Annotated in this window: 17 protein-coding genes; 8 read left to right on the top strand and 9 right to left on the bottom strand. The window is 40.3% G+C overall.

All coding sequences use genetic code 11. The annotated features are described in order from the left end of the window. Window positions 1–102 precede the first annotated feature (102 nt). Together GD002_RS01445 and GD002_RS01440 are read right to left on the bottom strand one after the other, a co-directional pair. Window positions 103–1,521, bottom strand: a complete 1,419-nt coding sequence (locus tag GD002_RS01445; protein ID WP_153730535.1) for an amidase — start codon at window positions 1,519–1,521, stop codon at window positions 103–105. Beyond that, window positions 1,514–1,696: a hypothetical protein gene (locus GD002_RS01440; protein WP_153730534.1), complete on the bottom strand. Its 183-nt coding sequence runs from the start codon at window positions 1,694–1,696 to the stop codon at window positions 1,514–1,516. The genes GD002_RS01445 and GD002_RS01440 overlap by 8 nt, the downstream gene beginning before the upstream one ends. A gap of 448 nt (window positions 1,697–2,144) precedes the next feature. Between GD002_RS01440 and GD002_RS01435 the strand changes: the two genes are divergently transcribed. Both GD002_RS01435 and GD002_RS01430 read left to right on the top strand, forming a co-directional pair. Further along, window positions 2,145–3,833, top strand: a complete 1,689-nt coding sequence (locus GD002_RS01435; protein ID WP_153730533.1) for a M14 family metallopeptidase — start codon at window positions 2,145–2,147, stop codon at window positions 3,831–3,833. A 118-nt stretch (window positions 3,834–3,951) separates the two neighbouring features. Continuing rightward, window positions 3,952–4,317, top strand: a complete 366-nt coding sequence (locus GD002_RS01430) for a DUF2188 domain-containing protein (protein ID WP_153730532.1) — start codon at window positions 3,952–3,954, stop codon at window positions 4,315–4,317. 31 nt (window positions 4,318–4,348) lie between these two features. Here GD002_RS01430 and GD002_RS01425 read toward each other — a convergent pair whose 3' ends face one another. The 4 genes from GD002_RS01425 to GD002_RS01410 all read right to left on the bottom strand — a co-directional run bounded on the left by GD002_RS01425 (window position 4,349) and on the right by GD002_RS01410 (window position 7,940). Further along, a complete protein-coding gene (locus GD002_RS01425; RefSeq protein WP_153730531.1) occupies window positions 4,349–4,912 on the bottom strand; it encodes a DUF488 domain-containing protein in 564 nt (187 codons plus the stop codon). A gap of 103 nt (window positions 4,913–5,015) precedes the next feature. Then, a complete protein-coding gene (locus tag GD002_RS01420; protein ID WP_153730530.1) occupies window positions 5,016–6,287 on the bottom strand; it encodes a TRAP transporter large permease in 1,272 nt (423 codons plus the stop codon). Further along, complete coding sequence (locus GD002_RS01415) at window positions 6,268–6,765, bottom strand: TRAP transporter small permease (protein ID WP_153730529.1); 498 nt, start codon at window positions 6,763–6,765, stop codon at window positions 6,268–6,270. Before GD002_RS01415 ends, GD002_RS01420 begins: the two co-directional genes overlap by 20 nt. A 263-nt stretch (window positions 6,766–7,028) precedes the next feature. Next, complete coding sequence (locus tag GD002_RS01410; protein ID WP_228548252.1) at window positions 7,029–7,940, bottom strand: DctP family TRAP transporter solute-binding subunit; 912 nt, start codon at window positions 7,938–7,940, stop codon at window positions 7,029–7,031. 154 nt (window positions 7,941–8,094) lie between these two features. Here GD002_RS01410 and GD002_RS01405 point away from each other — a divergent pair, with 154 nt between their 5' ends. The 4 genes from GD002_RS01405 to GD002_RS01390 all read left to right on the top strand — a co-directional run bounded on the left by GD002_RS01405 (window position 8,095) and on the right by GD002_RS01390 (window position 13,726). Continuing rightward, on the top strand, window positions 8,095–9,417 hold the full coding sequence (locus tag GD002_RS01405; protein ID WP_153730528.1) for a DUF6612 family protein: 1,323 nt from the start codon (window positions 8,095–8,097) through the stop codon (window positions 9,415–9,417). A 426-nt stretch (window positions 9,418–9,843) separates the two neighbouring features. Next, window positions 9,844–11,484 (top strand): ATP-binding protein, encoded by a 1,641-nt coding sequence (locus GD002_RS01400; RefSeq protein WP_228548244.1) that lies wholly within the window; start codon window positions 9,844–9,846, stop codon window positions 11,482–11,484. 16 nt (window positions 11,485–11,500) lie between these two features. Next, a complete protein-coding gene (locus GD002_RS01395; protein ID WP_153730526.1) occupies window positions 11,501–12,202 on the top strand; it encodes a response regulator in 702 nt (233 codons plus the stop codon). 189 nt (window positions 12,203–12,391) lie between these two features. Continuing rightward, entirely contained in the window at window positions 12,392–13,726 is a 1,335-nt protein-coding gene (locus GD002_RS01390; RefSeq protein ID WP_153730525.1) for a CitMHS family transporter, read from the top strand. 392 nt (window positions 13,727–14,118) lie between these two features. Here GD002_RS01390 and GD002_RS01385 read toward each other — a convergent pair whose 3' ends face one another. After that, window positions 14,119–15,546, bottom strand: coding sequence for a carbon starvation CstA family protein (locus tag GD002_RS01385; protein ID WP_153730524.1), 1,428 nt, complete (start codon window positions 15,544–15,546; stop codon window positions 14,119–14,121). Between the two features lie 197 nt (window positions 15,547–15,743). On the opposite strand from GD002_RS01385, the gene GD002_RS01380 reads away from it, so the two are divergent. Together GD002_RS01380 and GD002_RS01375 are read left to right on the top strand one after the other, a co-directional pair. After that, window positions 15,744–16,643: a YegS/Rv2252/BmrU family lipid kinase gene (locus GD002_RS01380; RefSeq protein ID WP_153730523.1), complete on the top strand. Its 900-nt coding sequence runs from the start codon at window positions 15,744–15,746 to the stop codon at window positions 16,641–16,643. Between the two features lie 249 nt (window positions 16,644–16,892). Continuing rightward, window positions 16,893–18,113 (top strand): IS110 family RNA-guided transposase, encoded by a 1,221-nt coding sequence (locus GD002_RS01375; protein ID WP_304624924.1) that lies wholly within the window; start codon window positions 16,893–16,895, stop codon window positions 18,111–18,113. Between the two features lie 587 nt (window positions 18,114–18,700). On the opposite strand, the gene GD002_RS01370 is transcribed toward GD002_RS01375, so the two are convergent. Together GD002_RS01370 and GD002_RS01365 are read right to left on the bottom strand one after the other, a co-directional pair. Further along, window positions 18,701–19,897 (bottom strand): NAD(P)/FAD-dependent oxidoreductase, encoded by a 1,197-nt coding sequence (locus GD002_RS01370; RefSeq protein ID WP_153730521.1) that lies wholly within the window; start codon window positions 19,895–19,897, stop codon window positions 18,701–18,703. A gap of 128 nt (window positions 19,898–20,025) precedes the next feature. Then, window positions 20,026–22,671: an MMPL family transporter gene (locus tag GD002_RS01365; RefSeq protein ID WP_153730520.1), complete on the bottom strand. Its 2,646-nt coding sequence runs from the start codon at window positions 22,669–22,671 to the stop codon at window positions 20,026–20,028. Window positions 22,672–22,674 lie beyond the last annotated feature (3 nt).

Raw genomic sequence — 22,674 nt, 5'->3', positions numbered from 1 at the left:
CGAAGAAACTATACGTCGAATATACCGTTCCGCTTAGTCGAAGAGCGGATACAAAACTAAAAGCTCCGCGACCATGGGTTGATCGCGGAGCTTTTGGTTTATTTATGCTCGAGTTAATAGCTCAGGCTTTCTACCTTTCATCGGATTCGTCTGTTCAATCGCATAACCTACATTTAATAACTGCGCTTCCGAAAATGCAGACCCTATTATTTGAACACCAACAGGTAAATTACCTTTCAATCCTCCTGGAACAGATAACGCCGGCAAGCCGGTTAAGTTACTAGGCCCTGTAAAACGGATAATATTATCAATCAGGTCCACTTGCTTTCCATTTAAATCTACTGTATCTTCACCAATCGTACTTGCCACAACCGGTAAAGTAGGAGCGATCATTACATCTACTTTCTGGAATACTTGTTGGAATTCCAGTTTCAGCTGTCTTCGAACTTGCTGGGCCTGCAAATAATCAACAGCAGATGGCAGTTCGCCCAACTCAAACAGCATACGGATATCATCACCAAAGTCTTGAGGTCTCTTCAGCATATCTTCATGGTGTATCGCAGAGGCTTCTGACAGCGACGTGACTAATTCAGCCCACTCTGCGTACTGAAGAGAAGGAATAGTAACGACTTCCACTTTTGCCCCTTGATCTACGAGAGCTTGAATGTTGCTCCGTACTATTTGGTCTACTTCATTATCGACCTCTTTAAAGAAATATTCCTCATTCACTCCGATGACTAAATCCTTCACATTACCTTGGATTTTCTGTAGATACTGGTCAACTGGCATATCCACAGAAGTAGGGTCCTTTGAATCATAGCCCGAAATAATGTCCATCATCCCCGCTGCATCTTTGATCGTTTTCGTCATGGGTCCAATATGATCCAATGTCCAAGCCAATGGATAACAGCCATATTTACTAACTCGTCCATGCGTGGGCTTTAACCCGACTATCCCGCAAATGGATGACGGTATTCTGATAGAGCCCGCTGTGTCTGTTCCAAGGGACGCCACACTCGAACCCACTGCCACAGCTGCACCCGAACCGCCACTCGAACCACCCGGGATTTTATCTGTGTCCCATGGGTTTCTGACTGCACCATAATGAGGATTATTATTGGTGATCCCCCACGCATATTCGTGCATACTCAGTTTGCCTGTGAAAATAACTCCTGCTTCACGCAACTTGCTAACGACAGTTGCATCATCATCAGGAATAAAATCTTTATGAATTTTAGATGACATGGTAGTCACTTTATCTTTAAAATATAGATTATCCTTTAAAGCCATCGGGATTCCGTGATACATCCCTCGATACTTACCTTCTTTAATTTCTTTTTCCGCCTCAAGAGCTGACTGCTCTGCTTCATCTCGGTACATGGTCATATACGCATTAATGGATTCCTGGGTATCTTCTGCATGATCCAAAACCGCTTTAGTTAATTCCACTGGAGATAAGGAACCGTTTTGTATAAGTGGCGCTAATTCTTCAACTGATTTCTGAATTAACTCTTTAGCCAATATGATCACCTCCAGGAATATTACGAAGCCCAATATCGGCGTCTTCAATTTTCACATTTTCTAATGTCCCTTTTAATTCTTGCATACCCTTCCAGCGACTTTCCAAGATTTCCAAGTGTTCTGGCTTAGCCTGAATCCCTTTGTTCTCTAATAGTTGCTTTACAGATAGAGACAATTGCGTCCACTCCTTTTAGTTTGTTCTCATCTACATAGGTTAGTACCTAGTGGATCGTGCGGTGAACTAATTTTCACTCCCTCTTATTCTAACATTAGAATAAAATTATTCAAAATAATTTAAATATAACAATAATAGTACAGGACTTATGACATCTATTATTCTCTTCTAATATTATGGTTTATCCACGTCCCCATCGCATTTTATGTTTTTATAAGTAAATAAAGAATTTCATGAAATATCACTAAGGTCATGTATAATTTTCTTAATTTGCTGATTAACTAAGTTGATTGCATCAAGAGCACTGCGAAATTTTAGCACTTTAGCTAAATAGAATCATTTTGAGCTAAAATAGTCTTAGGTACTTGAGTTATTTAGCTAACTACTATAATTTACTATTGTAAGCGCTTACTATAAGATAAAATATTTAACTAATAGGGGGATACCTATGCTGAAAAGAAAACTAATCATACCCACAGTGTTAGCTACACTTGTCGCTGCACCTATTTATTCATCCGCTGCAACAACCGAACATTCTTCACCTCCTCCAGCAGCTGGTCAAACGAATTCTTCACATATATCTTATGCACCGAGCACTTATTACCAACAATCTTCACAAATCTTAGAACTTTATAAGGAACCTGATTTTAATTTAGTGACGCCAGGCTTAAAAAAAGACAAATGGATGACAAACAATGCTGACATGATGAGCTATCTTCAGTCGATTGTTGACAAAAACCCACATCTTGTCACGATGGAAGTGTTCGGTCATTCCCTTGAAGGTGTGGAATTGCCTATGCTAACTTTCACTACCACAAGTGGAAAAGATTCAGCAGAATTTAAAGCGAAGCCCACTGTTTGGTTGCAAGGACATGTTCACGGCAATGAACCTGCTGGTGGAGAATCTATGCTTGTCATGGCGAATGAATTAGCAAATGGCAGTCTTGGAGCGGAAGTTTTGGAGAAGATAAACGTCATCATTGTGCCGCGTATCAATCCAGACGGAGCACAATACTTCCAGCGACAAACCGCCTTACGCTTAGATGCTAATCGAGATCATGTGAAATTAGATCTTCCAGAAACGCAAGCTCTTCACAAAGCGATGAATCAATTCACCCCAGAAGTCGTGGTAGATGCCCATGAATATGGATTAAGCGACTCTACTTTCAAGCAATTTGGCGAGCAAGGTTCCATTAAATATCATGACATCTTATTGCTATCCGGGAAAAATTTAAATATTCCAGAGCAAATTCGTAAGGAATCAGATGATTTATTTGGTAATAAGGTCTTTAACGATCTAGAAAAAAAGGGATATTCGAGCCGAGAATATTTTACAAATAGTTTAAAGGATGGGCATGTCACATTAGATGAAGGAGGAATGGAAGCTAGAATTGGTAGAAACGCGAATGGTCTTCAGCCAAGTTTCTCTTTCTTAGTTGAAAGCCGTGGCATTGGAATAGGAAAAGAAAATTTCGTACGCCGTGTAGCTTCACAAGTCGAAACGCATTCTAGCATTTTACGAACAACTGCTGAACATGCTGATCGTATTAAGACAATGGTACAAGACGCGCGTGACGAAATTATCGCAAAAGGAAAAACTGTTTCAGACAACGATACAGTAATTTTACGAAGCGATCGTAAGAAAATGAAAGATCAAACATTGGAAGTAGTCGATGTAGCAACTGGTACAGTAAAAGAAGTGCCTGTTAGCTACAATAGCGCAACAGAAGGCGTGGCTACTTTGGAAAGAGTACGTCCAACTGCCTATATTTTGCCGCCAGCTTATCATCATATCGCGGACAAGCTAAAAATCCAAGGTGCAACTATCTTGAAAACTACGAATGCACAGGAACTCGAAGTGGAAAGCTATGTAATTACTGATAAAAAAGTGAATACGAACTATTATGAAGGGCATTTGTTGGCTGATGTAGAAGCAGAATTGTCTGCGAAGAAAGTTTTCTTTCCTGCTGGCAGCTACGTTATCAGCATGGCACAGCCTACTGCAAATCTCGTTGCCCTTTCTCTAGAACCTGAATCAGTGGATAGTTATGTTACATTCAACTTCATCCCAGTAAACGTAAAAGATGAAGTCCCTGTTTACCGTTATATGAAAACTCTAGATTTAGTTGTAGAATAATAATCGTAATCCGAACTCCCCAATATTGGAGTTCGGATTTCCTGTACTTCCTAACTATTCCTATACACGTTTATTCTTTTAATAAACAGGGAATTCAGTAAACAGGAGGTGACGAATCATGCCATGGAGCAAAAATGATTATCCCACTTCGATGAAGAATTTGGAGCCAAAAGTTCGAGACAAAGCGATTGAAATTGCCAACGCGTTATTGCGAGAGAATTATGAAGAAGGTCGTGCCATATCGATTGGTACTGCTCAAGCACATGAATATGTAGAAGGTAAGAGCGAGGATCGACCTCACTACGAAGTAAAACCTCGACAGGACGAATGGATCTTTAAAAAGGCTGGAAGCAATCATGTCCAATTTAAAGAACAAACAAAAAATGATTTACTTGAAAAAGCGAAAACCTATGTAAATGAACACGATGGCATCCTGTCTATTTTCCATGCAGATGGCTCACATGAGAAAACTCTTTATGAATAACTAGCTCGCCCTCTCAATTGGAAAGGGCGAGCTAGTTATTTTCTTCTGTTTGTAGTGGATATGTAACCATGCCATCATTCTCAATCACTGGATAAGCCCCCCACTTTCCAAGCTCATGATTTTCGATAAGCGTTTTCTCTTCCGCCCCGTCTATAATATGTTTCACATTCCAGCCATGAAAAGCGAGCCAATTACTGATCAACAGACGATGACATCGTGCCGGATGTCTTTCAGAACAACAAATCGCTATCCGTTTATTTATCGCTTCATCTGTTACATGTTGAATACCTTCTAGAAAGTCAGAAGTTAAAGTGTAATCAGCATAATTATGAAAGGACTGATTGTTCCATGCATCATTTACAGTTGAGTCAACGGTTTTAGACTTTCTTCTCCTACCTCCTAGTTCTCTAACATGTTCATATTCAACGTCATGCGCGGGAAGCCATTTTTTCATACACTCTTCATGAAAATGAGGAAACTTTCGACTCCCAGGAAACGCACGCACATCAACTAACTTTTCAATTTCTGCATCATGAAGCAATTTCAGAAATTCGTCTTTCGTATGAGTAGAATGCCCAACTGTATAGATCTCCATCTTCTATTCCTCCCTTACACTCACTCTTCCCTAGTTTTCTATATAACTAACCTTTTAAACAAATGAAAAAGTCTTCCAGTAACTTCTACTGGAAGACCATCTTTTAGTTCATTTTTTCTGTTAACCACAATGACAATTGAGGGAACAACACAACAAGTGCCAATACGAAAATCATCAAGAAGATAAACGGGATAACCCCTTTGACGACATCTCCAAGTTTTGCTTTCGATATCCCGCTCACAACGAACAAATTTAAACCAACTGGCGGTGTGATCATACCCAATTCCATATTGATTGTCATTATGATCGCAAAGTGCAACAGATTGATATCAAAGTGAACGAGCATAGGCAATAAAATTGGAAGCGTAATGAGAATAATTGATACCGCTTCTAAGAACATACCCAACACGAATAGCAATAAGTTCACCAACAAAATAAATACCCATTTATTAACGTCGCTCTCTGCAATCCAAGCACCGATATGATGCGGAATTTGCGCATTTGTCAAATACAGACCAAACAAGCTGGCTGCTCCGATAATAAGGAAAATCATCGCTGTAATATTGATTGACTCGATGATAATCGGACGGACATCGCGGAAATGAAGTTCACGATAAATAAATGCGGATACAATAATACCGTAGAATACTGCAATAACAGCAGATTCCGTCGGAGTAACTACTCCGCTATAAATACTTCCTAAAATTAAGAATGGTAGGAATGCGCCCCAAATTGCTTTAAGCGAACTTTTTCTTCTTTCCTCCCAAGTAGCTTTACGTTCACTTTTATATCCGTTTTTCTTCGCATAAAAAATGGCGGAAACAATTAGTACGCCTCCTAATAAGATTCCTGGAATTACACCAGCCATGAATAACTTACCGATCGATACCTCAGCTGTAATTCCATAGATGATTAACGGAATACTTGGAGGAATCAGGATACCTAATGTTCCCCCAGCCGCTACAAGACCCATGGAATACTTCTTATCATATCCTGCATTCACCATTGCAGGGATCATGATGGAACCGATTGCCGCTGCTGTAGCCGGACTTGAACCCGAGATAGCCGCAAAAATCATACATGCCAAAATCGTTACAACCGAGAGACCACCTGGCAAATGGCCGACCCATGATTTCAAAGCTTCTATTAGATACTTCGAAATTCCACCACGCGCTAACAAAACACCTGCTAAGACAAATCCCGGAATAGCCATCATCGGAAATGAATCAAGTGCCGTAAAGATGCGTTGAGGCACCATCGTCATATTAAAGTCAATCTGCCACAATACAACCATCGTTGATAACGCAAGGCTGATCGCAATCGGAACTCGTAACAGAAGTAAAATAAAGAAGATACTAAGTAAGAGGATTATCATATTTTACATCCTTTCCGCGCACCAATTGAACAAGTCTCTCGATAAAACGCAATGAAAATAATACACCTGAAATAGGCAAGATTAAGTACACAATCCACATAGGTATTCCAACGTCTAGCGATACCATTCCCGAATGATATCGAGCTTCTACAAGCACATAGCCATAATACGTGTAAGCTAGACAGAAAAAGATGCTGACAATCGTTGAAAAGAGATCAACAAACTTCTTCATTTTAGCAGGCAACTTATCATAGAGGATATCCACTTGAATATGTTGATTATGTCGTAACGCAATTGCAAACCCCAAAAATACACCCCAAATAATGACGTATCTAACTACTTCTTCTACCCATGCTTTAGGAGAGTTAAAGCCGTATCGCATGATCACGCCATAGAAGATAAGTGTAATTCCGCCAAAGAAAAATGTCCCTGCCGAGATTTCCTCTACCGCTCTCCAAACCTTTTGTAATGTTTTCAAATATTTCGCACCCCTTCTTCGTCTGCAAGTGCAGTACTGGTCGTCCTTCCAACTTCAGCTTTTCACTCAAGATCGTCTCTTGCCAATCAGTAGAAGAGTAGCTCAAAAGACGACAAGTAGCGCACTATGCCAGTCGATCAATTACACTTTGGCATAATTCAAATAAACAGCGAAATGCCGATCCGGTAATCAGATCGGCATCTATGCGCCTGCGCAAACAGGCATTATGATCTCCGCTTTCCCACTTAGATAACAAATACTTTTTATTTTAAGCCACGGATTCCATCAAGTAATTCAGGTGTAATATCATCAGAGAACTCATCGTATACCGGCTGAAGAGCGTCAACGAATTTTTGGCGTTCTTCCGGAGTCAATTCAGTGACTTCAACTTTTCCTGAATTCTTGATATTTTCAAAGCTTGCTGCATTCTCGTCAGCTGCCAACTGCCACTCTAGTTCAGTCGCTTCTTTCAAAGCTTCCTCGACTTGTGTACGGATCTCTTCAGGCATGCCTTCCCAGAATGATTTGTTAACGAAAATTGCATAGTCCAAACGACCATGTTCACTTACTGTTAAATACTTCTGAACTTCTTGGTACTTTTGTGTATCGAAGTTATTGAATGTGTTTTCTTGTCCATCCACAGTTCCTTGTTGTAGAGCTGCGTAAGTTTCACCAAATGAAATTGTTGCACTTCCTGCATTTAACGCATTGAATTGTGATTCAAGTACTTTACCTGCTTGTGCACGGAACTTTAATCCTTTGAAGTCTTCAGGCGTTTTCAAAGGTTGTTTACTATCTGAAAAATGTTTGAACCCGTTCTCCCAGAACGCTAATCCCATAATATCGTTATTTGCCAATTGATCACTATTCAAGATAGTTTGTGCTACATCACTCTCAAAAAATTTACGAGCGTGATCTTGATCTTCAAACAAGAATGGCATATCCACATACTGCCAACGCGGATCCAATTTCACCATTTTCGTAACAGATGGTGCGATCATATGAACGTTACCTGATACAAGTGCATCTAATTCATCCGCATCTCCATATAATTGTGAAGATGGATACACTTCTACTTTCGCTTTTCCATCAGTCTTTTCCGCAACGAGTTCCGCAAAACGATCAGCTGCTTTCCCCTTAACACTATCAATTGCAGTTACGTGCGAAAACTTGATGATAATCGGCTTATCGCTAGAATTTGAGAAGATTGATAAAAATAATTAAAAAACTTTCGTTTATTTGAAACCATTTCAGGAACTATTCGTATAAATTGGTATACCTACGAATAACGTAGGTAGGGTTTTCCAAAATGAAACGGGGGTTTTGTAATTGAAGAAGTTTGGTTCATGGGTGTTTGCTTTAGCTTTATTACTAGCTTTTGCTATCCCAAACATCAATGCACAAGCTGCTAGTAATGATTCTTTGAAGTTACTAGTAGATGGTGTGGAAGTAGCGGGTTATGAGCAACCATTTTTATCTCATGGTGAAGTGCTGATTCCAGTCGAAAATGTTTTCAAAGAAGCTGGCTATTCAGTGTCAAAAAACAAAGGCGTGGTAACTGCAACAAATACGTATCTGACAGTTGACTTTAACGCAGGAGCTCAAAAGATTTTAGTCAATGGAAAGAAAGCAGACACACAGTTTCCTCTAACATTGAATAATGGTGGAAACTATATCTCTAGTACATTTTTATCTTCATTAGAAGGCTTTGATGTAACACTTTCAGAAGATCAAAAATCTGTACAAGTGACAACTAATCGTGTGAACGATGTTGAAGCATTCTTAGAGAAAACACTTAACTCTGGCTTAAACAGCTATTCTGCAGAAATGACGATTGATCAGAAAATGAAGTCGTCTGAGCTTGAGGAAGAAATTGATATGGTGATGGATATGAAGATGGATGTTATTCAAGATCCACTTGCCCTCTATACTCATTCTAAAATTGCAATGAACATGGATGGAGAAGACTTCAATCAAACATCTGAAGCATATTTGACGAAAGACGGTTTCTTCCAGTACGACAGCATGGTCGATAAGTGGATCAAAATGGATGAAGGATTGACAGATTCATTATTCCAAACGTCTGTGCAGCAAATTGACCCACTTGCACAGCTAGAACTTACGAAAAAATTCATCGATGGTATCCATATTTACGAATATGCAGATCAGTATGTCATGACACAAACGTTGACAAATGAGCAATTCCGCGAAATGATGGACGACGTAATGGCTCTGCTTCCTGGTCTACTTCCTAGTGAGTCAGGTGAGAATGTTGTAGTTGAAGAGAAACAAAAAGTAGCAGCTGAACAGGTGACAGAAGACGCTGAAGCTGTGACCGAGGAAGAAGAAGGCACTGAAGATTTAGAAAGTATCCTTGACGCATTGGATATCAATATCGAAGAATTCGTTGTTGTTTCCAAAATCGACAAGAAAACGTTATTCCCTCTTGAGCTGTCAGGTGTGACGAAAATGACAATGGGAATCAATGAAGATACGGTTTCGATCACTCAAGTGATTTCAGGCACATACAGCAACCATAATAGCGTAAAAGAAATTAAAGTACCTGCAGACGTGATCAAGAATGCCATCACAATGGAGGAATACTTGGAAGAATTAGGCGTAGATGAAGAAGAAGCTAAGGTAGGCGCATAAGCAAAAAGGATGGGGTCCAACTCTTTAATTGAGTTAGGGCCTTTTCTTTTTGTAGTAGTGTACAACCTGCACAGCCATATAAAGTTGGTAGTCGATAAACATTGCACGTTCGAAAAGATTTATCGAGCCAAGGCGGACAGCAGTTGATAAACTCCGTAAAAATACAGTTTACCATTAAATAAATAGGCAAACAGGATGTGCTCTGCTTAAAGAATTAGGTTTGGCGCGGTTCGTTCAGGCTTACGATCGGTTCCTAAAATTTTATGATGTAAGAAGAGACTGCTCAAAAGTCATTTTAGATGACTTTTCTAAGCAGTCTTTTTTGTTGTTGGATTATAATTAGTAGATTTCTGTATTTTCATAACTGCAATGACCATTCCTCATGTTATGCTTAGTCTATCACTCTAGTTCATCGGAGGTCCGTTCATGATTCGTATACAAAAAGAGGATTTAAACAGGCATAGTTTACAGTCTAAGCCTCTTGTTAATTTACATATGAAAATGATTGGCCTAATTGGGGCACTTGTCGTGGCCATTATTGTGCTGATTGGCGGATTCATGGATTTTTTTGTAACAGATACGTTAGAAACGCAAATCGGCGAACGAGCCCTAAGCGTTGCAACAAGTGTATCATTAGTTCCCGAGATTCGTGCAGCATTTCATGCAGACGATCCTTCCTCTATTATTCAACCCATTGTTCATCAAATCCAGAAACAAACAGATGCGGAGTTTATCGTTGTGGGAAATCAACAAGAAATTCGATATGCCCATCCTAATCCTGATCGTATCGGTAAAAAAATGGTCGGTGAGGACAATGAGCGTGCTCTATTATGGGGAGAATCTTATATATCAAAATCTAAAGGATCATTGGGCAATTCTTTGCGTGCAAAAGTTCCTATTTACTCAAACAACAAAATTGTTGGTGTGGTATCTGTAGGATTTTTAGCGGAATCTATTGAATCTGTTATTTGGGATTACAGTAAAGAAATCTGGTTCGCGCTTTTAGGAATCAGTGCTGCAGCCATTATGGGTGCTGTGCTAATCGCAAACTATATTAAGAAAGTTTTATTCGGATTAGAGCCAGAAGAAATTTCCCATTTGTTATTTCAAAAAGAAACCATCCTTCACTCCATCCATGAAGGAATCGTGGCAGTTAATGTTCACGGACAAATCACGATGATCAACTCTGCTGCACTGAAACTGTTAACAGGCGATGACCAACAAACAAACTCTTGGATCGGCAAATCGATTCATCATAGTTTTCCCAATTCCGATTTACCCTATGTTTTAAAGAATGGACAATCTGTATTTGATCAAGAGAAATCATTCGGTACTCACAGCGTTTATGTCAATAGTGTACCAATCTATTACGAAAATCAATTATTAGGTGCTGTCTCGACATTTCGTAACAAAACGGAAATAGAGAACTTAACGAAGAAACTAACAAACATTCAACAATACGCGAATGCTCTACGCTCACAAACCCATGAGTTTTCCAATAAACTGTATACGATCATGGGTCTGACACGATTGAATAAAAAAGAAGAGGTCCTCGATTTCATTCAAAATGAAACTAACATCCAACAAGAATGGATGGATACATTACTTGATGAAGTACATGATCCTTATGTAAGTGGATTGCTAGTAGGAAAACTAAATCAAGCGAGTGAATTGCAAATTAATGTATCTATTCAATCAGGTAGTCGCCTGCATTCGATTTTATCCGATGGTAGCCGACAAGCATTGCTGACTGCCGTCGGAAACTTGCTAGACAATGCGTTTGACGCGGTTTATGATGAACAAGCAATTTCCCGGGAAATATCTATATTTTTCACTGATATTGGACAAGATCTGCTGTTTGAAATCGATGATGCAGGTCCTGGGCTTCCAGAATCTGTTCTGACGGATATTTTTTGTGAAGGATTCTCCACGAAGAAAGGATCTGGTAGAGGGTTTGGTTTAGCATTAACGCAGAAAGCTGTTGCTGCAGCAAATGGTCAACTTTTCACCGAGCCTAGTGAATTAGGCGGCACTTGCTTTGTTGTTTCACTCCCTAAACACAACTAAAGGAGGGCGTTTTCCAATGGAAAGAACTTTACAAGTATTAATTGTAGAAGATGATTTTCGTGTGGCAGAAATCAACCGACGGCTTGTTGAAAGCATCACCGGATTCCAAGTTATAAAAGTGGTAAATTCATCAGTAGACACCTTATATTTTTTGCAACATACAAAACAATTGCCTGATTTGATTTTGTTGGATGTCTATATACCGGATAGTCCGGGGCTCGATTTATTCTGGCAGATTCGTAAAGAATATGCGACCATTGATATCGTTCTTTTGACGGCTGCTAAAGAGTCAGATACAGTCAAATCTGCTTTACAAGGCGGTGTATTCGACTTCCTAATTAAACCAATTGATTTTGATAGATTTAACAAGACAATTACACGCTATCGTGCACAAAAAATATTATTGTCTTCAAAAAAAGAAATAAATCAAGAGGATGTCGACCGTTTGTTATTTGGTGGAGAATCGCGTGCAGGCACATCAATTTCTGCAGACGGCTTACCAAAAGGGATTGATCGACTGACGCTTGAACGTATAGAAGAGATTCTTAATCACAGCTCCACAGAAGGGATGACTGCCATGGATACAGGTGAAGCCGCTGGGGTCAGTCGCTCGACTGCTAGACGCTATCTTGAATATCTTGTATCTGTAGAGAAGGCTAGAGCTATGCTTCATTACGGTGACGTTGGAAGACCTGAACGTACATACGTTAAAATGTAATATTTAGCAGTCGTGAACATAATGAACAAAATGCGTAAAATAAACTTTATTCTTCTTATTTCCATATGCTTTTTACCGACTTTTCTCCGTGTTACATTATGAACAATTAAAGAAAGAATTTTCGGATACCTAGTTTGTATCCGCTTACATTATTCTTTTATAAACTTGTTCATTGGAGGAGAAATATCTATGTTAAGCATGATTGGATTACTAACCATTTTTGTCATTGTCGCTCTTCTTATCAGCGGTCGAATCACGCCGATTGTAGGCCTGGTCATTGTACCAATCTTCGGCGCCTTTTTTGCCGGATTTAACTTTAAAGAAATTGGAGAGTTTTTCAGTAGCGGGATTGATTCTGTCATCAGCGTTGTCATTATGTTCATCTTCGCGATTCTGTTTTTTGGAATTATGCAAGATGCAGGAGTTTTTGATCCACTCATCAATACGATGATTACTATTTCACGAGGTAATGTCATTGCGGTGGCGATGGCAACTGTTGTCATTGCAGCAATTGCGCAATTAGATGGTTCAGGCGCCTCTACATTTTTAATTACTATTCCAGCTTTGTTGCCGCTTTATAAGCGTCTGAAGATGAATCCTTATTTACTGTTATTACTCGTAGGTACTTCAGCGAGTATCGTCAACATGGTACCTTGGGGAGGTCCTCTTGGCCGTGCTGCTGCGGTATTAGGTGTCGACGTTACGGAATTATGGCGTCCATTGATAAAAATTCAAGTGATTGGTTTATTGTTGTTAATTGGTATGGCTTTCGTTCTCGGAATGCGGGAGAAACGTTTGATTGCTAAAAAAGGAACGAATGATTTTGAAAAAGAGGATGTCGAAGAGAAAGCACCTTTGACAGACACCGCCAACGATGATTCCTCCAAAAAAGCAGCTTCTCTACGACGTCCGAAGCTACTTTGGCTTAACGTACTAATCGCATTAAGCGTTATTGGTTTACTCGTATGGGGGATCGTTCCGGCAGGATTTATCTTCATGGTTGGATTTAGCGTTGCGCTTCCATTGAATTACCGCACGGTGAACGAACAGATGGAACGTATAAAAGATCATGCGCCAAATGCATTGCTTATGGCGGCTATCATCTTAGCAGCGGGTTCGTTTTTAGGCATCTTAAATGGAACCAATATGCTGGATTCCATTGCGACTGATTTGGTAAAAGTCCTCCCTGCATTTATTGTACCTTATCTGCACATCATTATTGGATTCTTCGGTGTCCCTTTTGATTTATTACTAAGTACAGATGCCTATTACTTCGCTTTATTACCAATCGTAGAGCAAGTCGTTACAGGGTTTGGTGTATCTTCCATATCCGCTGCTTATGCGTTGATCGTTGGAAACATTATTGGAACATTTGTCAGTCCATTCTCCCCCGCACTATGGTTGGCATTAGGTTTAGCAGGTCTTGAAATGGGTAAACACATTCGTTATTCCTTCATGATTATGTGGGGTTTTAGTATCGTCTTGTTTATCATCACTATAGCTTTAGGAGTTATTACAATTTGATTCAATACGTGGGAAAGGCTCTCAGAATATATCTGAGAGCCTTTCAGCTTGTAGACAAACCCCAATAAAAGGTTATTAACTTTAACTTTTTCATTGGTATTAGTCTCTAACAATTCTCAAAAGGTAACAATACTCTCTATTACGAACTAGAAATGGTCGATCCGCTAAAAACCAAAGAATTACGCTAGTTGATCGTAGTGGAAGGCGGCGACTCCGGGAGGATCAGCGTGAGACTTGAGACCCCGCAGGAAGCGAAGCGGACGAGGAGGCTCAAGCCACGCCCTCCGGAAAGCGTCCGCCTGGAACGTAGATCAAACGGGTACCTTTCCCTCTATCTTTTCCTTTGTCTACAGTCTGAAAGGCTCTCAGAGTAAATCTGAGAGCCTTTCTTTTCATCCTATATCCACCACAGTACGTTGCTGTTTGGCTTGAATCACTTTAAACCCGTAAAATGCACCGATTGCTATAGAAACTGTAATACCAGTTCCTACCGATAGTCCGTAGCTCAAGTGTAAACCTTCCGGTGCATACATCCAGTAGGTTACGACAACTGCTGTCATAAATAACGCAGGTATCCCTGCAATCCAATGAGCTTTATTCTCTCTTAATAAAAATGAGGTCGCTGTCCAAAGCATGACAGCTGCAACTAGCTGATTCGTTCCGCCTACATAGCGCCATAAGAAAGAGTAGTCAATCGTTGATAAATAGAACATCGGCACTCCCAATAGTAGCGTAGAACCCAATACGACCCAACGTTTATCGGGGTTTATCCACTTAGATGCCGCCTCAGTGAAGATCATTCGTGCAGAACGAAGTGCAGTATCTCCGGTAGTGATCGGTAAAATAATCACACCTAAAATTGCGAGCAGTCCACCGAAGGAACCTAGCAAAGAACTTGAAATTTCATTCACCGCTCCTGCTGGCCCCCCTGCTGCTAGGGCCTCTTGTAACCCTGCTGTACTACCAAAGAAGGTCATACCTGCAGCAGCCCATACCATTGCAATTACGCCTTCTGCGATCATCGCACCATAAAATACTTTACGACCTTCTGACTCTTTTTTCATCGTTCTAGACACGATTGGACTTTGTGTGCAATGAAATCCTGATATGGCTCCACATGAAATGGTAACCATTAAGAGCGGCCAAATCGGTAATTCTCCTGGATGCAAATTCTGTAACGTTAAATTAGGTATTTTCTCAGGTCCAAACAATAAAGCGACTCCTATTCCGCCAGCCATAATGATTAAAACGATACCGAATAATGGATAGAGACGGCCGATAATTTTATTAATCGGTAATATAGCCGCTAATACAAAATATCCAAATATTAAGATAAGGGAAACCGTAAATGTAAGCGGAGTGATAGACGAGATCAGTTGTGCTGGTCCTGCAGTGAAAGCCGCGGCTACGAGTATCATTAGCACAATAGAAATGATATTGATAAAACGACGGGCAATATCTCCCAAATATTCTCCTACTATTTTTGGAAACTGTGCTCCTCCATGTTTCAAAGAAAGCATTCCCGAAAAATAGTCATGAACAGCACCTGCAAAAATACTACCAAAAACGATCCAGATAAATGCCACAGGACCATACAAAGCGCCTGCAATTGCACCAAAAATAGGGCCTAGTCCTGCAATATTTAATAGTTGGATGAGCCAACCTTTCCACCAGCTCATCGGTACATAATCCATTCCATCTCCTTGCGTATAAGCAGGTGTTTTTCGTGAATCGTCTATAACAAATACGCGTTCAACAACTTTTGAGTAGACAAGATATCCTACAATCAGTAAGACGATGGATGATAAAAATGTTAGCATGAAACCCCTTCTTTCTCGTCTTTTTCTCTTCAATATTATCCCTATTCAAAGAAATCAGATAAATTATTATTTTAGTATATAGTAGTTAAAAAATTATATCAACATTGTTTTTAAACTTTTCAAATTTTATAGTTACATTAAATTGAGTTTTCACAATGAGGATTGGGGAATAATTAGTTAGGAAAGGAGTGAAAATCATGCTTCATTTCGATCGAGCATTGTTCGTATATAATAGAAGCGCTGGAGATACAGATATTGAGCAAAAACTTTCTGAGACCGTTCCCATTTTCACTCAGGCAGTAGATGAATTAATACTTTTGAATACAAAATCAGTAGAAGAACTCCAACAGGCTTGTGTACATTATAGCGATAAAGTTGATTTACTCATCATTTTAGGCGGTGATGGAACCGTACACACCTGCATTAACAGCATCGCTCCACTACCTACACGACCTGTTATCGCTTTACTCCCGGGCGGCACTTCAAATGATTTCAGTCGTTCCTTAGGCATTCCCCAGTCATTGCAAGAAGCAGCGAATGCTTTGATCAATGGCTCGATCATTGAGACAGATGTAGGAAATATGAACGGGCGTTACTTCATGAACTTTTGGGGTATTGGGCTTGTTACCGCTACATCCCAAAACGTAAAAGACAACGAAAAGAAAAATTTAGGATCAATCAGCTATTTACTGAGCACACTTCGCACATTAAACCAAGTAGAGCCCTTCCCTTATAAAATACGTATGGGGAATCATAATTTGGAAGGTGAAGCGATATTACTCTTTGTACTGAATGGACGATTTATTGGTACGACGGAACTGCCAATTACAGCTCTTTCACCATTCGATGGCAAACTAGATGTTTTGATCGTCTCTAATTATAGCTTATCCGCCTTCCTTGAACTTTTTAAATTAAAGAATTCCGAAGTGGATAATGATCAATTAATAGAGCTGGAATATTTCCAGGCAGATGAACTGGAGATCACTCAACCTATAAAAAAAGATATTGATATGGACGGAGAAATTTATGAGAATACCATTCAACGCTTATCTATTCTACCTGGTCATTTCCGAATGATTCATGTAAATTCCTTATAAGAAACATACTAACATTAGTAGTACAAACCAAGGCCATGGTTTGTGCTACTATTTTTTTATAGTAGAAGTGGAGGAAAGCCGAACAGCCTCGTGGATCAGCAAAGAATCCGTATTAAAAACCGGCCCACTTCACACCCTTATTTGAATCAGATTAGTCTGTTGGGTCCTTCGAGATCGTGTATAAGAAAATGGAATCGATAAGGCACTGTGAAGACTTCTATGATTGGCTACAAAGGAGAAGATATAATGATTAAACATGTCGTGGCATTTGATGTCAGTATGGGGAAAAGCACGATGGTCATTTACAATCGTCATCGTCAATGTGAATTTGAGGGAGAGATCCTGCATAATCGTCCATCTTTTGAGCAACTACACGCGACGCTTCAGCAACTGAAAACCAAAGATGAACAAGCACCTGAAATCGTTTTTGAAGCAACTGGTGTCTATTCGAAAGGGCTTGAGAAATTTCTACAAGATCATCAGTATACCTACTGTTGCCTAAACCCCATCCAAGCAAATGAAGAAACCAAGACGATGAGAAGACAAAAAACTGATAAAGCAGATGCCCATGGATTAGCCCGGACACATTTCCGTAACGAACGTGCTCATACCTACGTAGAAGAAGATTATTATGGACAAATGCGGGCATGGTCACGCTATTATAATGAGCTGGATACAGAAATCAATCACTTACATAATCGGATGCATGCGATCTTACAATTAAGTTTTCCTGAACTGGAAACCGTGTTCTCCACACGTTCTGCACTCTTTTTAAACATTGTCCAATTATATCCGCACCCTGACGAAGTACTTGACCATTCAAGAACAATCATTCGCAATCGTTTGAAGCAAAATACTAAAAAGAATTTGTCTCTCCAGCGTGCAGAAGCAAAAGGGCAATGCCTAATGGAGGCTGCGAGGCTTTCCTATCCAGCTATCTCAAGAAACGATATTCGATGTGAACAGGTACGCGACTATGCTCGGAGAATACGTGATTTAAAAGAAAAGAAAGAGCAGCTCATTAAACAAATGGTTACCCTCTCCGAGGAAAAAGTTGAATATCAGGTCCTAATGTCGTATCCAGGAATCGGGGAGACAACAGCCGTACGGATTATAGGCGAGTTAGGAGATATCCGTCGTTTTAAAACTCATAAGCAAGTAAATGCGTATGTCGGTATTGATTTGCGTGTTTATCAATCTGGGAAACATCAAATGAAAGATATCATCAATCGCCGGGGAAATCGCCATTTACGAAAGATCTTGTTTTTCATGGTGAAGACAATGATTACTTTACGAAGAAAAACTAAAAACCATCTCGTAGAGTATTATGACAAATTAAAAACGCAACCTCAGGGGAAACCCCATAAAGTTGCGTGTGTAGCGTGTATGAATAAGTTCTTGAAGCTAGCCTTTCACCTGATCACACACGGAAAAACCTATGATTACGAAATAGCGACCAACTATTCGTAATCCCTTATATTCACTATATCATAAATAGACCTTGCGAAAAAATGAAAAGTCGTTAGGTCTTTTTGGCATGCTTATCTTTATTCGGGATGGGGTACCCCATCCCGAATAAAGATAGATGTATCCTCGAAACAAATTAATTCATAAAAGCTATTGACTGGAGGTAAGAAGAAGCTGTCCTGAAAGTAAAATATCTTTCAGTGGCAGTTCTTTTGTGCAGGATTGTATAGGAAAGTTAGGCAACGTGCCCAAGTTGCATCCCACCAATCAGTTTCTATGAGCGGGTGAGCGAGGGTCATGATCGCGTATGCGGTTTCTATGAGCGGCTGACAGGATCTTATGATCGCGCGTGTGGTTTCTATGAGCGGTCGTCTGGAGTTTATGATCGCATATGTGGTTTCTATGAGTGGTTGGGTGAGATTTCCGACCGAGCATTACGTACCACACATCCAGATCCAGCCAAACGAGTCGTTCACCACGTATTTCATCTTCTTACAAACAGCCTAGGATGAACAGAAATTTTCCTATCCATACAAAAATAAGAGCCTGTCCGAAAAGTCAGATGAAACGACTTTACGGACAGGCTCTTTTTAGCGTTGTACTTTTAATATAGATTGATTGAAATTCTCTTTTCGAGACATCAGATCACAGATCATGCGCGCACCCAGCATGCTATACACTGTGCCGTTACCACCAAGTCCAATAAGATAATAAACATTAGGTTCTTCCGGATGCCGCCCGACAACAGGCAGTTCATCCGTTGATTCGCCAAACAAAGCGACCCACTCATACTCAAATTGTATATCTTGATCTGGGAATAACTTTTTCAATTCCACTTTCAATTCAGCGAACTTTTCACGATTCGCCTGTTTTGATTTCGGGAGCTGTTCAGCATCTTGATCCAATCCTCCCGCAACAATGCGCTGATCGTCCGTCAAACGCATGTATAAATAAGGTCGTTTCGTCTCCCAAATCATCATCCGTTCATACCAAAATGATAGATCTTCTATTGGCTGTGTAGCGATCGCATACGTCACTTTTAAATCTTTTTGAGGTACAGTAAGTTCGGGAGTGGGTGCATAGCCTGTCGTCACCACTACTTGACGTGCCATAAAATCCCCATTTGTCGTTTTCACTACAGCATTTTCTTTTGTGTCTTTAATTTCCAACACTTCTGTGTGCTCGAAAATATCCATGCCTTTTTCATACGCATATTGAATTGCACCCATGCATAAGCGAAGTGGATTGACTTCTGCATCCCCGTTCGTAATGATGGCAGCTGGTTGTGAAAACGAAAAATGCGCTTCTATATCTTCTCTTTCCCAAAACTCAACTGGAAATCCATGTTTCTTTAATGCTTCATACTCTTTTCTCAATCTTGTGACATCATTTTCTGTACTGGCAAAGTATAAACTATCACGTCTATGGAATTGAACGTCAAACGGCGCATGAGTTGCAACTTCCTGAAGCTGTTGAAGCGCCTCTTTACAAGTTCGATAAAATTCGACAGCCTTCTCTTCACCGATCTGTTCCATCAGCTCATGAAGCATAATATCATTTGAAAATTGTAATAGTCCTGTATTTGCAGAAGTGCTTCCTGCCCCAACTTCCTGCTGTTCAAGCAAGACAATCGAGTATTCTTGTTGTGATAATACATAGGAACAAAGTGCACCCGACATGCCGCCTCCTATAATGGCCACATCATATAGACTCTTCTTCTCTCTAGTTTTAAAACCTTTTCTTTCAAATGTCGTCTCCCAATATAAAGACCCTGTATGTAATTTCATTAGTAGATCTCCCCTGCCTAGCGTTTTTTTCCTATTTACCCGTTTAAGAAAAATAAAAAACATATCTCGCTGGTCAGTAACAAATAAAACACGCCCAGCCATATTAGCTGAGCGTATCTATAATTACTTCATCCTCTAAACGGCCACCAAACACCTCGCCCAAATGAAACCGTAATTGCCGGAATAAGCAACGGCAAAATAATTAAGCCATACAGCAACAATCCCGAGATCACGATTGTTGCGATTTGAACCAAGCTTAGTACACCTGAAGGCATCATCGCCCCGAACGTACCAGCCAAGATGACAGCCGCCGTAATAATAACCGTACCCATCTTCGCCATGGAACGCATTAAAGCTTCTTTGATCTTCAAGCCGTTAATACTTTCTTCACGGAAACGATCTAGTAAGAAGATAGAGTAATCGACACCCAATGCGATGAGCATGATGAATCCAAAGAACGGAACTGCCCAGCTGACACCGTCATATCCTAGTCCATTCACAAAGATTAGCTCGGTAATCGAGATCGCTGTATAATACGTCAATAGCAATGAACCAATCATATAAAGCGGCATAATCGCTGAACGGAACAAGATGAACAACACAACAAACAAACCAACTAGCATAATCGTTACCGTTCGCGTGAAATCGGCCGATGAAATATCATTCAAGTCGGAGTTCATGCTAGATATACCGCTGAATGCAAGCTCCGCTTCTTCAAACGGAGTACCCATCACAGAACGTTTGACGGTCTGTTTAATATCATGTACAGTAGAAATCGCGTCTCGAGAATATGGATTTTCGGACAAAATAACTTCCATTAAGATGCCTTTTTCTCCATCAAACGTGTAGCGATCGATCACTGGCTTAAACTCTTCATTGTCAAGCGTGCCTGATGGAATGAATAATCCTGTATCTCGTACACTCTTCGTATCTCCCATTTCATGAAGCATATCAGCTAACTCTTTCAAGCCGTTCCCAACTTCAGTCAACCCATCATTTGAAGCCTTCACTCCAGCAGCGAGTTCTTTCAACCCACTGCTTAGCGTCCCAACCTGTGAGCCGCTTTGATCAATTTGTGAGGCTGCACTTGCAATGCCTGCACTGATTTTACCTAGTTCTGTACTAAGAGCATTCAATCCTCCAGCAGCTTGTGCGGCAGGCATTCCTTGTTGTAAACCACCTGCAATTTGCGTTAACTGGCCATTAATTAGCTCCATGCCATTAGCGGCTTGGCGAAGTCCATTTCCACCCGCTGAACCAGATGGCAATTGCCCAACTACTTCATTTAATCCGCCTTGGACACTTCTAAGTCCTTTACCGATTTCATTCAATCCATCGGTTGCTTCATTCAATCCATCTGCCATTAGTGCTATTTGATGGTCTACATATAAATCTTCAAGTAATTTACCGGTTGGACGTGTCACGGTACGGACACTCTTGACACCGTCTACCTTCTCCAAGTCACGAGCAATTGCTTCCAGATACGTCACGTCGCCTTCTTTAACGATCGGCGCATCCTTTTTCAGCAATACTTGCACCGGTAATGAATCCCCTTCACCAAATGCATCAGAAATTAAATTCAATCCTTTTACTGATTCCTTACTGCTGTCGATTTCATCAACCGTATTAAAAGATAAATCATTATCATATGTCAATAAAAGCGGAACCGTAATGATCGCTACAATCAGCATAGATACGAGCGGACGCATAACAGACACCTTACTGAACGCAATCCACATCTTGCTGTCTTTGTGAGATGCAGCGCCTTTAGACGGCCAGAATAATTTCTCTTTCAACAACAACATCAACAACGGAACAATGGTATAGAGAATGACCATTAGTACAGCAATCCCAACAGCTACCGCCACTGCCGATTTAAAGATCGGGAAATCTGCAAAACCAATTGCTGCAAAACCGATAAATACTGCCATCGCACTGATAAATAGTGTCCGACCCGCTGTCTTATACGTGTTAACAATCGCTTCTTCTACTTCATGCCCAGCTAATAACTCTTCTTTGTAACGACTCAATAACAAAATACAGTAGTCCGTACCAAGACCGAATAAAATGGCTACCAAGAAAATTTGCGTATAGTTGGATACCGGAAATCCAAACCAATCGATGAAAAATGCAACGAAGGATTGGCTTAATAAATATGTAATCCCTACAGCCACCAACGGAACGAACGGTGTCACGATCGAACGAAAAACGATGAGCAATAAAGCAAAAATCAATACGACCGTAATCAATTCCGTCTTTTTCAATCCTTCTTGCGCACTTTCATTGACATCATGATTAATAATCGCTTCGCCAGTCATATATATCGTTTGATCTTGCGGCAAAACTTCTTTCTTGATGTGCTCTGCCAACTGTATGATTTCATCTTGTGTTCCATCGACTGTAATCGGCAATAAGACGGTCTTCTCATCTTCTGAAACTAGCTGGCCCTCCATTTCTTCACTTTCAAATGGATCTAGCACATTTGTCACGGTCTTATTCAGTTCTTTAATTGTCTTAGCAGTTGCGGAGATTTCTTTCTTCTTCGCTTCATCTGCTGGTTGCTCTAACGGATACACCAGAGATAAAGTTTCCTCCGCTTCGCCCGCAGCTTCTAGCATATCTGCCGCTTTTTGTGAATCTGAGGTTTTCGGCAATTGGAATGACCCTGCATCCTCTGCTTGTTTCGCCAAATCAGGTGCCAACAAGAACAAGACAGCAGTCAGTATGATCAAACCGATCGCAATCGGCCATTTTAGTTTCAAGACGGTTTTCAAACC

Source organism: Sporosarcina obsidiansis (assembly GCF_009651005.1).
Classification (GTDB): domain Bacteria; phylum Bacillota; class Bacilli; order Bacillales_A; family Planococcaceae; genus Sporosarcina; species Sporosarcina obsidiansis.
The sequence above is the reverse complement of the archived record's forward strand: the minus strand, read 5'-3'. Positions and strand labels throughout refer to the sequence as shown.

Excerpts from the sequence above, each read along its gene's own strand:
- GD002_RS01435 (WP_153730533.1), top strand. The coding sequence starts at position 2,145 with ATGCTGAAAAGAAAACTAATCATACCCACAGTGTTAGCTACACTTGTC.
- GD002_RS01430 (WP_153730532.1), top strand. The coding sequence starts at position 3,952 with ATGCCATGGAGCAAAAATGATTATCCCACTTCGATGAAGAATTTGGAG.
- GD002_RS01425 (WP_153730531.1), bottom strand. The coding sequence starts at position 4,912 with ATGGAGATCTATACAGTTGGGCATTCTACTCATACGAAAGACGAATTT.
- GD002_RS01420 (WP_153730530.1), bottom strand. The coding sequence starts at position 6,287 with ATGATAATCCTCTTACTTAGTATCTTCTTTATTTTACTTCTGTTACGA.
- GD002_RS01400 (WP_228548244.1), top strand. The coding sequence starts at position 9,844 with ATGATTCGTATACAAAAAGAGGATTTAAACAGGCATAGTTTACAGTCT.
- GD002_RS01395 (WP_153730526.1), top strand. The coding sequence starts at position 11,501 with ATGGAAAGAACTTTACAAGTATTAATTGTAGAAGATGATTTTCGTGTG.
- GD002_RS01390 (WP_153730525.1), top strand. The coding sequence starts at position 12,392 with ATGTTAAGCATGATTGGATTACTAACCATTTTTGTCATTGTCGCTCTT.
- GD002_RS01385 (WP_153730524.1), bottom strand. The coding sequence starts at position 15,546 with ATGCTAACATTTTTATCATCCATCGTCTTACTGATTGTAGGATATCTT.
- GD002_RS01380 (WP_153730523.1), top strand. The coding sequence starts at position 15,744 with ATGCTTCATTTCGATCGAGCATTGTTCGTATATAATAGAAGCGCTGGA.
- GD002_RS01370 (WP_153730521.1), bottom strand. The coding sequence starts at position 19,897 with ATGAAATTACATACAGGGTCTTTATATTGGGAGACGACATTTGAAAGA.